We start from the raw sequence: 11,499 nt of genomic DNA on the forward strand, positions 1-11,499 counted from the left end.
GGAGAAGGGAGGGGCTGAGCCTTACCAGACGGTGAAGCCACCATCGACGCTGACGATCGACCCGGTCATGAGGCTGGCGGCGTCTGAAGCCAGGAACTGCACGACAGAGGCCACTTCTTCCGGCTGTCCGACGCGGCCCATCGGTGTGCCGTCGATCCAGCGATCATAAAGCGCGGGCTTCTGCATACCGAAGCGTGTCAGTGTGGTCTCGATATAGGTCGGAGCCACAGCATTGGCACGAATACCATGCGGCGCCCACTCGGCCGCGATCGAGCGGATATACTGATGGACACCCGCCTTGGAGGCGTTATACGCGGCCTGTTCCTGCGGGCGGTTCACGATCAGACCGGACATCGAGCCAATTGCGACAATCGAGCCGCTCTTCTGCTTGATCATGACCTTGCCGACGGCCTGACAGCACCGGAATACACCATTCAGGTTGACGTTGATCTGCTTGAGCCACTGATCTTCAGTCATATCCTCGGCCTTGACCTCGGAAATGCACATACCGGCATTAGCCACCATGATGTCGAGCTTGCCGTGTCTCGAGACGATGGTATCGACCGCCTGCGTGACGCTGGCTTCGGATGTGACATCCATCGCGACGCTGCAAGCCTTCAGACCCTGCTCTGTCAGGCTCTTTGCTGACTCAGCGGCCTTGTCGCCATCAAGGTCGGCAATCACCACATGAGCGCCAAATTCTGCCAGAGCGGTGGCACAGCAAAGACCGATATTCTGGGCGCCACCTGTAACGACAGCAATACGTCCATCGAGGCGAAGTTTTTCCAAATACATGGGAAGAGACTTTCAAGTTAACCGGCGAGACGGTGGCGCATGAGCTTTGTCAGCGCCATCCCTCTTGCGTCGAAAAGGTGACAATTTTCAGCGAGCAGGCGCAGACGAATGGCGCTATCGACCTCGCCGCCGTGATCGCCGTCGGTCTGAACGATAATCAGGGTGCCATCCGGTAGGGCAATATGCAGAAGTGTGAGCGCGCCAAGGCGCTCAACCATGCGGATGATGCCCTCTATCTGTCCGGCAGGATCGAGCACAATATGCTCAGGCCGCACCCCCAGTGTCATGGCTTCCGCCGAGGCGCTGTCGCCCGGCAGTACCGGCACGACAACAGGATCGCCATGATCGAGCGCCACAGCGATGCCATTCTCACTGAGGGTGCGTACAGTCACTGGAAGGAAATTCATCGGCGGTGAACCGATGAAGCGGGCAACGAAGAGATTGCGCGGATGATGATAGAGCTCGAGCGGCGAGCCAACCTGCTCGACCACGCCTTTTTGCAGCACGACAATCTTGTCTGCCATGGTCATGGCCTCGACCTGGTCATGGGTCACGTAGATGGTCGTGGCCTTCAGGCGGCGATGCAGCGTGGCCAGCTCGACGCGCATCTGGCCGCGCAGTGCGGCGTCAAGATTTGAGAGCGGCTCGTCAAACAAAAAGACCTTGGGGTTGCGCACGATGGCGCGACCGATCGCCACACGCTGCCTCTGCCCGCCGGAAAGCTGGCCGGGTTTATGCTTCAGATAGGAATCGAGCTGAAGCGTCCTGGCGACATCGGTAATTTTCTGGCGTCGCTCGGCCTCCGGCATTCCAGCCAGCTTCAGACCGAATTCCATGTTTTGATAGACGTTCATATGCGGGTAGAGCGCATAGGACTGAAAGACCATGGCAAGCCCGCGTTTGGCGGGCTCGACGTCATTGACGCGCTTGCCATCGATCATCAGATCGCCACCTGAGATTTCTTCCAGACCGGCAATCATGCGCAGAAGGGTCGATTTGCCGCAGCCTGAGGGGCCGACGAAAACAACGAATTCCTCGTCATTGATGTCGAGCGAAACGCCCTTGATGATTTCTTCCGCGTGATAGGTCTTGCGGATATCGCGCAGTTCAACTTTGGCCATGGGTCACTCCAAAAGAGCGTGAGAGGCGGGCAATCAGGATCATTTTACGGCGCCAAAGGTCAGGCCGCGCACAAGCTGCTTCTGGCTGAACCAGCCAAAAACCAGGATCGGTGCAACAGCGAGCGTCGAGGCAGCAGAGAGCTTGGCGAAAAACAGCCCTTCAGGTGACGAGAAGGATGCAATGAAGCTCGCGAGCGGTGCCGCATTCGATGAGGTGAGGTTGAGAGACCAGAAGGCCTCGTTCCAGCACAGAATGAGCGAGAGCAGAGCGGTCGACGCGATGCCGGGCAGGGCGAGCGGCAGCAGGACCACGCTGATCTCCTGCCAGCGATTGGCTCCGTCCATGCGGCCAGCCTCGAGGATGGGCACCGGCACCTCCTTGAAGAAGGTGTAAAGCATCCAGACGATGATCGGCAGGTTGGTGAGCAGGTTGATGATGGCCAGACCAATGACTGTATCAAGCAGCCCGGTGGATTTGGCGATCAGATAAACCGGCACTAATACACCGACCGGCGGCAGCATGCGGGTCGAGAGCATCCAGAGCAGCGTGCCCCGCGTCCGCTTGCCGGGAAAGAAGGCCATGGAATAGGCGGCAGGTACTCCCAGAAGAAGCGCGCCGCCCGTCGCCAGAACGGACATAAAAACCGTATTGAACGTGAAGTGCCAGTAATTCTCCTGGGCAAACACATCATGATAGCTTTGCAGCGTCGGATGAAAAATGAGATGCGGCGGTGTCGAGATGGCATCCATCTCGCTCTTGAAGCCGGTCAGGACCATCCAGAAAATTGGAAAGAAGATCCACAACGCCACCGCCCAGCCAATGATGCCGAGGGCGATTTTGGGCAGGCGTTTCGTTTTGCTTGCCATGGTCTCATGCCTCCAGATTGCGGGCGACCGCACGGACGAGGAAGGCCGCGATGACATTGGCAATGATGATGGCAATCACCCCGCCAGCCGACGCACCACCGATATCGAATTGCTGCAAGGCACGAGAGAAAATCAGGAAGGCAAGATTGGTTGAGGCAACACCGGGTCCACCCGAGGTCGTGACGGAAATCTCGGCGAACACGGTGAGAAGATAGATCGTCTCGATCATGATCACGACCGTGATGGCACGGCTCAGATGCGGCAGAATGATATAGCGAAAACGGGCAATTGGTCCGGCGCCATCCATGCGCGCGGCTTCTTTCTGCTCATGATCGAGCGACTGCACGGCGGTCAGCAGAATGAGCACGGCGAAGGGTAGCCATTCCCACGCGACGATCATCATCACTGTCTGCATCGGATAGTGAGCAAGCCAGTCTATCGGCTGCAGACCAATGGCCCTCATGAACGCGCTATACACCCCGTAAATCGGGTGCAGCATCAGGTTTTTCCAGAGCAGCGCCGAGACTGTGGGCATAACGAAAAACGGCGAGATGACCAGAACGCGGGCGATACCGCGGCCCCAGAAATCCTGATCGTACAGCACCGCAAGCAAAATACCGCCGCCGACGCTGATCACCAGCACGCCCAGAACGAGCAGAACCGTGTTGAGCAGGGCATAGAGGAAATCTGGGTCGGTCAGGAGGTAGACGTAATTACTGAATCCCGCGAACCCCTTCAGTGTCGGGTCGACAAGATTATAGTTCTGGAATGAATACCAGAGCGTCAGGATAAGGGGGAGCAAAGACCAGATCAGCAGGATGATGACAGCAGGAGAGAGAAAGACTCCCGCGCCGGATTTACGTTTCACCCGTTCCGGTGTGGTAATGACGGCTTCCATAGGCAAGCTCCGCAGGCGGCTGGCCGCCTGTACTGGCTGTGAAGGAAAACACTGGGGAAAGAATGGGGCGCCTCTGACGGTGAGGCGCCCCGGGACTGGGAAAGATGGTGTTCAGGAAGAAAGTGCTTCTCGCATCAGCGCGCGGTAGTGCAGCTGCCCTTCATGCATTGCCTGAAAAACAGCAAATTTTGCGTCGTGATAGCGCTTCGTGCGCTCGTCGGGCGCAACCTCCGCACCGACACGCGCCATCTGGGACATGGCGCTGCGCATGTCGGCATAGGCGCCTCCAGCAACGGCGCCAAGAATGGCCGAGCCAAGAAGCACGGCGTCCGTCTCCTGCGGCAGCATGATACGACAGCCCGTGGCATTGGCATGTTCACGCAGGAACACAGGGTTCTTCGTGCCGCCGCCCGTCGCGAAAATGGTATCGATCGCATAGCCCTTTTCGTTGAGGGCGCGAATGATATCGCGTGTGCCATAGGCCAGAGCCTGAATGGTCGCGAGATAGAGCCTGGCCAGATCGTCGATTGTCGCCGAAAGGCTCAGCCCGCTCACTATGCCCTTGAGTGTCGGGTCGGCATGCGGCGAACGATTGCCATGAAAATCGGGCGATACGTGGAAGTCTGCGGTCAGCGCGCCGGGGAGGGCGCCATGCTCGAGCAGGGCAAGCCGCTCATTCAGCAATTCATAGACGGTGCGTCCTTCGGCCTTGGCCTTTTCGGCCAGAGCCGGACCCTGGGCATGAGTGGAGATCACGAAGTCGACGAGTGAGCCGACCGCTGACTGGCCTGCCTCGTTCAGCCACATGCCTGGCAGCATCGCCTCGGAATAGGGGCCCCAGACGCCGTCGACATAACGGGCATCACGCGACACGGCCATGTGGCAGCTGGACGTGCCGCCAATAAGGGCGAGGCTGCGATCAAGCGCCGCATCATCGAGCGTTTCGCCTGACGCCGCGCCAAGAACACCAATGCCACCGGCATGGGCATCGATAGCGGAAACCCCAACGGGAATGCCGGCTGCGAGGCCAAGTTCGCGTGCAGCGACGTCGCTCAGTCCGTCTCCAACTGCTTCGCCCAGAGAGCGCACCGTGTCGCCAATGCGGCGATAGTGCTCGTCAGCAAGTTCACCAAGACCAATGGCCTTGAAATAACTGTCATCCCATCCTTTGTCATGGGCGAGATAGGTCCATTTGCAGACGGTCGAGCAGCAGCTGCGCGAATCCGCCCCTGTGGCTCGCCAGGTCAGATAGTCCGGCAGGTCGAAGAAATACCCGGCCCGGCTGAAGGTCTCGGGCATATTACGCTTGAGCCAAAGCAGCTTGGGCGTTTCCATCTCCGGTGAGATGGTGCCACCGACATAACGCAGCACATCATATTTGCCTGCATTGATCTCATCGGCCTCTTTCATGGCGCGATGATCAGCCCACAGGATCACATCCTGCTCGGACGCCCCTTCCGGATCAACGGAGAGCGGCTTGCCTTCACGGTCGAGAACGACGAGCGAGCAGGTTGCATCAAAGCCTATCCCGCGAACGACAGGTGAGTCATTGGCGAGTTCGGCCATGGCGGAACGGACGCATTTGCAGATGGCAGCCCAGATATCGGTCGAGGATTGCTGAATGAAATCGGCCTTGGGGCGCCATGTCTGGGTCGGAATGACGCAGGAAGCAAGCTTTTGCCCGGTCAGAGAAAACACACCGGCGCGCGCGCTGCCTGTGCCGACATCCACGCCAATCACTACGTCCATGGGAACCCATCCAAACTCTTACGAATTCGTCATATTCCCACTCAGGTTCTGGGATGCAACTCACCAATGCGTGTGATCTGTCTCAATATGTATGAGATATCGCACAAAAAAACCCGCCATCCTGAGATGACGGGTTTTTCGGGCTCGATGCGGAGGATCTTGCCTTAGAAGTCCACGCCCGCCTGAAGGAAGACGTTACGTCCGACAAAGAGGTTGCCGTACTGATAGACGTTCGAATTGGTCGCGCCATCCACAACATAGGGGGGCTTCTTGTCGAACAGGTTCCGCACACCGGCCTGGAAGCTCCACCGGTTCAGCTGATACCCAAGGGTGATGTCGTGTGAGAAAATCCCAGGCGTCTTGTAACGTCCACCTGTGGCCTTTGTCAGATCGACTGTCTGGTTATTCCAGACCATGCCGCCCGTGTAGCTCATCATATAGGTGAAGCTGAAGGCATCATGGCGCCAGGTCGCAGTCGTATAGTTACGGACGCGCGGCTGGCCCGACCCGTTATTATAGAGCAGGCGGCCGTCATAATTGTACCACTGCCCACCCGGGACATATTGCTGCTGATAGCTGATGAGCTGCTGGAAATTATTGCTCAGGCTCAAACGATCATGACGGGTAATGCGGAAGGCGTAGTCCAGATCAAGATCGAGACCGCCGGTACGCAGACCACCGAGATTCTCATAAAGTGCCGAAGCCGTCTGGATCTGGTTGTTCGGCGCACGAACGATGTTGTTGCAATAGCTCGCGTTTCCGCCGGTGTAGCACTGATCAAGAAGGTACTGCGTGCCGATCACGCTGATCATGTTCTTGACCGTGTAGTGCCAGTATTCTGCCGAGAGCGAGAGACCCGGAATCCAGTGCGGCGTAATGACCGTGCCGAACGTATAGGTACGCCCCGTCTCCGGCTTGAGAGCCGCATTACCGCCCTGGAGGGTGGGCACCTGGCCCTGGCTCACCATTGTGAAGTTTGACGGAATACCCTGACGTGCACAGGTTGCTGCAACGGTTGCCGATTGGGCGCCATAGCTTGCAACCTGCGAGCAGGGGTCGTTAGCGAACTCATAGCTCAGCTGCTGGCCACCAAACATCTGATAGACGTTAGGCTGGCGATATGACGTGCCGAGTGTGCCACGGAAGCGGATATCGCGATTGGGTGCCCAGTTGATGGCAACCTTCCAGTTCTTCGCGCCGCCGAACGTATTGTAGGACGAATAACGCCCCTGCGCATCGATCGTGAGATCTTTCGCGAGGAAGGCATTTCTCAGAAGGTTGAGCTTGCCCTCGAGATATCCCTCGGAAACATTGAAGCCACCGCCCGCATAGGACTGCGCGTTTGTCAGAGCGATGCCTTGCTCCACCAGCGGATCAGGGCTGTCGCTGACCTGTTCGCTGCGGTGCTCCATGCCCAGGGCGATACCAAGATCACCGCCATTTTTCCACGGCATTGAGACGACATGGTTGTTATGCACGCGGAAATTGGTGTCGCGGAACTGGTACTGGATGTTCTCGACAGTCGTATAATTCGCGTAATTCGCACCCTGCTGCGTCAGACGGCCGAAAGGCGAGGACAATTCGCAACCCGCTGACGCCTGACAGACCGAGGGATCATAGCTGAGCTTGCTGTCCGGATTGCCGGGTTCGTCGGCGCGAAGGCCCCAGGCATTCAGAAGATTGGCGTAGTTACCGACGTTGAGAGTACGCACCTGCTCACGGTTCACACCATAAGTGTAGGAAGCGTCATACATCCAGCCATGGGTGATCTCACCCTTGGCGCCGAACATACCGGTGACTGTGTCGGAAGCCCGCTCGGTGCGACGCGAGCCGAATTCGCTCATGCGACGATAGACCTGGGTCTCTTCACCGAACGGATTGCCGGGATAATCCGCAGGCACATAAACGGAGTTTGGCAGCGTGCTGGGAGGAATGGCGCCGCTGACCGGAACCGGGGCCAGAAAGCTGTTCGTCGTACGATGGCTGTAGAGCACATTCGCATAAAGCGTCAGGTGCTTGTTTACATCGTAATGCGTGTCACCGGAGAGCGATGAGTCCTGATACGAACTGGTCAGGCTCTGATTACGATTGAACGGATAACGGTCGTTCTTGGTGAAGGGAACAGCCGTCTGCCCGTTGTCGTGACTCGTATAGGTGCCACCGCTATCGGGATAAAACGTGCCTGTGCTGGCATAGCCGGAGCCAAAGGTCGGCTGTCCCGTCACAGGATTGTTCTGTGCCGCCGGATTTGCCCAGGAGCGATTGCGCTGCATGACGCCGCTCGAGGTCAGATACTGGCCAAACAACGTGATGTTGCCTTTGCCGTGGTCAAAGTTCCAGCCCTTGAAGCCGGAAAGCATGCCCTCGGGTGCATCGCCGTATTGAGAGATGCTGCCGCGCATCGTGATGTTGCCGGTGTTGACGTCGTGACGCATCTTGATGTTGATCACGCCCGAAACGGCGTCTGCACCATAAAGCTCCGAGCCGCCATCCTTTAGGATCTCGACGCTTGCAACCTGCTGAACCGGGATCGAATTGAGATCGACGCAGTTACTGGCGCCGTTGACCGTCGTACGCTTGCCATCCACCAGCACGAGAACGCGAGACAGGCCAAGGTTACGCAGATCGACGCAGGAAACGCCACCGCCACCATTGGTGACAGAGTTGCTTACGCCGCTGGAGCCGACTGACGGCAGGCGCATGAAGTAGTCGCCAAGATTGTTCACGCCTGTCTGGGCGATCTGCTTGGACGTGATGATCTGGACCGGATTGGCATTGGTGTTGTTCGAGGTGCTGAGCGCCGAACCGACAACCGTGATGCTCTCATTGCCGGACGGGGCAGGGCCAGCCAGGCTCTGCAGCGCGTTGCTGCGGGCGCGGGCTGGTGCCGTGGTGGAAACGGCGGCGGCCGTCGTGCCCGTCGAGGTTGCGGCCTTGGTTGCAGCGTGTGTGCTGCGCTTCGAAGCGGCCTTGTGAGTTGCCTTGTGTGCAACTGCAGAGTTCGTTGCTGCCTGAGCGGAAACACTGACACCAGCAAGGATTGTCGCACCCAGCAGCAGCGAGGCGTGGCGGAGGCGAATGCGGGAAATGGCCATTGGTCACTTTCGCGGAAGGAAATGATGGCGCAAGGAGCGCCGAATGACCCCGAGATGGCACAGCGTGATTGAGGGTTTCAATCTCGTAACGTGATGTCACCCCCTGTAATTGTGACATTTCTATTGCGATGTGTTCCATATGCAACAGGCTGTTGCGTCGACAATGTTATAAAACTTTAAAAAAAAGGCTTCCGTGGGAATTTTGTTACCCACCACCCTTGACCGCCTGTTCACAGAAACTTTACAACGACGCACCTCGCGAAAACGCGAGCAGAAACACAGCCCCTAGTGAGCCGCCATGTCTCTTCATCCCGTCGTTGCTTCCGTCACAGAGCGCATCATTGAGCGCTCCGCCGTGTCGCGGCGCCGCTATCTCGCCCTGATGGAGCGCAACCGCCAGAAAGGAATATCGCGGCCGCGTCTGGCCTGCGGCAATCTGGCCCATGCCCTGGCAGCGTCAGGTGAGGACAAGGCGCGCCTCATGCGAGGCGGTGGCGTGAATCTCGGCGTCATCACAAGCTATAACGACATGCTCTCGGCGCATCAGCCCTATGCGCGCTACCCGGACCAGATGAAGCTCTTCGCCCGCGAAGTGGGGGCGACTGTCCAAGTTGCCGGGGGTGTGCCGGCCATGTGCGACGGCGTGACGCAGGGGCAGGAGGGTATGGAGCTCTCCCTGCTGTCGCGTGACAATATCGCCATGGGAACGGCGATTGGTCTGAGCCATGGCATGTTCGAGGGTGTGGCGCTTCTCGGGATCTGCGACAAGATCGTGCCGGGGCTGCTCATGGGCGCACTGCGCTTCGGCCATCTACCCGCCTTGCTCGTTCCGGCCGGACCGATGACGTCTGGCCTGCCGAACAAGGAGAAGCAGCGTGTCCGCCAGCTTTATGCAGAAGGGAAGGTTGATTCGAGCGCCTTGATGGAGGCTGAGGCCGCTTCCTATCACAGCGCGGGCACCTGCACGTTCTATGGTACGGCCAATACCAACCAAATGATGGTCGAACTCATGGGGCTGATGCTCCCGGATTCAGCCTTCTGGAATCCGAACAGCCGTATTCGTCAGGCACTCAATCGCAAGGCTGTACATCGTCTCGTCGAGATCGCACGTCCCGGTGAGGATCACCGACCGCTAGCCCATCTTGTCGACGAGAAAGCCATCGTGAATGCGGCGGTTGGTCTTCTGGCAACGGGGGGATCGACCAACCACGCCATCCATCTTCCGGCCATTGCCCGCGCTGCAGGTATCTGCATCGACTGGAGTGATCTCGACGAGCTCTCTTCCGCTATACCACTGCTGACCCGCGCCTATCCGAACGGATCGGCTGACGTGAACGCGATGCAGGAAGCGGGCGGCCTGCCGACGCTCATTGCAGCGCTGTGCGACGGGGGCATGCTCCATCAGGACATCCTGACCGTTTCGAAGGGCGGGTTTGCCGATTATGCGTGTCGTGCCCGGCTTGAGGGTGAAGCCCTGCTTTATAGTGCGGCGCGTGCCTCTGCCGATCGCGGCGTGCTGCGCGACACGAAGGACCCCTTCCGCAAGGATGGTGGCATGCGTCTTGTTCAGGGCTCGCTCGGTAGAGGGATCTACAAGACGAGCGCTGTCGACGACGATCGTCAGACTATCGAAGCGCCCGCGGCAGTATTTCATACCCAGGAAGACGTCATTACTGCCTTCAAGGCAGGCAAGCTCAATCGCGATGTGATTGTGGTTGTTCGCTTTCAGGGGCCGGATGCCAATGGCATGCCCGAGCTGCATCGCCTGACACCGACCCTGGCTGTGCTGCAGGACAAGGGCTACCGCGTTGCCCTTCTGACAGACGGACGCATGTCTGGCGCAAGCGGAAAGGTGCCAGCAGCCATCCATATCTGCCCGGAAGCCCAATCCGGCGGCCCGATCGCTCTTATTGAAGACGGGGATATGCTCCGGATCTGCGCCCGTCGGGGCGAGATTGAAGCCCTGGTCGATCCTGCGATATGGGAGCGCCGTAAACCCGCATCACCGCCATTGCCGGGGGCAGGGACGGGACGTGAGCTGTTCACGCTGATGCGCAGCCGCTCTGACACTGCGGAAAAAGGCGGTTCGGCCATGCTCGCGGCTTTGGAAGACGTGATGGATTGTCACGGCGCGGAACTCGATAAGGAAGATATTCATGCTCGACACGACATTGCTGGACGCCGTGATGACACGATGCCCGGTCATACCGGTTCTGGTCATTCCGGATCTGTCTCTGGCACGCCCGATCGCGCAAGCGCTGGTCGCGGGCGGGTTGACCACGCTTGAGGTAACCCTCCGCACCGACTGCGCCCTTGAGGCCATTCGCGAGATGTCGAAGGTCGAGGGCGCTCATGTCGGTGCCGGAACCGTGCTGAATAGTGATGATCTGGCGCGCGCGACCGAGGCTGGTGCCCAGTTCATCGTCAGCCCCGGCCTGACGGCAGAAGTGGCCGCTGCAGCACAGCGTCATGATGTGCCGCTTCTGCCTGGCGTAGCCAATGCGGGTGATATCATGCGCGGCCTTGATCTGGGGCTGAGCCGGTTCAAGTTCTTCCCGGCCATGGCCAATGGCGGTCTGCCCGCGCTCAAGGCGCTTGCCTCGGTTTTCGGCAAGGTGAAGTTCTGCCCGACGGGTGGGATCAGCGAAGACAATGCAGCCGAGTGGCTGGCAGAGCCTGCCGTGGCTTGCGTCGGTGGTTCCTGGCTGACGAGCGGTCAGTTCGATGCTGGCGCCGTTGAATCCCGGGCTCACCGCGCTGCGCAGATCGGTCGCTGAAAACCGGGCTGCTTTCTCAACCGCGGGGAAGATTCCTCCCGCGGTTGAGATAACCGCCGCCATTCACACGTCACCTCGGACGGTTTTTCGGGGCGATAGTGATCAAATTTCATGGGTCCCCGATGAAGACCGGGTTTCGCTAATTTAAGTTTTATGATCGATGCAATTGCAAGTCTGAGCAAAAGCGCCGAATAGAT

At 58.7% G+C, this 11,499-nt stretch carries 8 protein-coding genes; 2 read left to right on the forward strand and 6 right to left on the reverse strand.

The features are described 5' to 3' along the window. Nucleotides 1-21: 21 nt before the first annotated feature. The 6 genes from AAID99_RS04120 to AAID99_RS04145 all read right to left on the reverse strand — a co-directional run bounded on the left by AAID99_RS04120 (nt 22) and on the right by AAID99_RS04145 (nt 8,525). Nucleotides 22-795, reverse strand: a complete 774-nt coding sequence (locus tag AAID99_RS04120) for an SDR family NAD(P)-dependent oxidoreductase (protein ID WP_188427374.1) — start codon at nt 793-795, stop codon at nt 22-24. A 17-nt stretch (nt 796-812) separates the two neighbouring features. After that, on the reverse strand, nt 813-1,916 hold the full coding sequence (locus AAID99_RS04125) for an ABC transporter ATP-binding protein (RefSeq protein WP_188427375.1): 1,104 nt from the start codon (nt 1,914-1,916) through the stop codon (nt 813-815). A gap of 39 nt (nt 1,917-1,955) precedes the next feature. Beyond that, entirely contained in the window at nt 1,956-2,783 is an 828-nt protein-coding gene (locus tag AAID99_RS04130) for a carbohydrate ABC transporter permease (protein ID WP_267311279.1), read from the reverse strand. 4 nt (nt 2,784-2,787) lie between these two features. Then, the gene (locus tag AAID99_RS04135) at nt 2,788-3,681 is read right to left on the reverse strand and encodes a carbohydrate ABC transporter permease (RefSeq protein ID WP_332362815.1); all 894 of its coding nucleotides are present in this window, start codon (nt 3,679-3,681) and stop codon (nt 2,788-2,790) included. A 111-nt stretch (nt 3,682-3,792) separates the two neighbouring features. Further along, nucleotides 3,793-5,430 carry an FGGY-family carbohydrate kinase gene (locus AAID99_RS04140; protein ID WP_498493214.1) on the reverse strand — a complete coding sequence of 546 codons (1,638 nt, stop codon included), beginning with the start codon at nt 5,428-5,430 and terminating at the stop codon, nt 3,793-3,795. Nucleotides 5,431-5,594: 164 nt separating this feature from the next. Further along, nucleotides 5,595-8,525: a TonB-dependent receptor domain-containing protein gene (locus AAID99_RS04145; protein WP_498493215.1), complete on the reverse strand. Its 2,931-nt coding sequence runs from the start codon at nt 8,523-8,525 to the stop codon at nt 5,595-5,597. 298 nt (nt 8,526-8,823) lie between these two features. Here AAID99_RS04145 and edd point away from each other — a divergent pair, with 298 nt between their 5' ends. Together edd and eda are read left to right on the forward strand one after the other, a co-directional pair. After that, nucleotides 8,824-10,812 carry a phosphogluconate dehydratase gene (gene edd, locus AAID99_RS04150; protein ID WP_498493216.1) on the forward strand — a complete coding sequence of 663 codons (1,989 nt, stop codon included), beginning with the start codon at nt 8,824-8,826 and terminating at the stop codon, nt 10,810-10,812. Beyond that, nucleotides 10,712-11,302, forward strand: coding sequence for a bifunctional 4-hydroxy-2-oxoglutarate aldolase/2-dehydro-3-deoxy-phosphogluconate aldolase (eda, locus tag AAID99_RS04155; protein WP_498493217.1), 591 nt, complete (start codon nt 10,712-10,714; stop codon nt 11,300-11,302). Before edd ends, eda begins: the two co-directional genes overlap by 101 nt. Nucleotides 11,303-11,499: the final 197 nt, after the last annotated feature.

It is taken from the genome of Asaia sp. Ae19-3 (assembly GCF_059801175.1).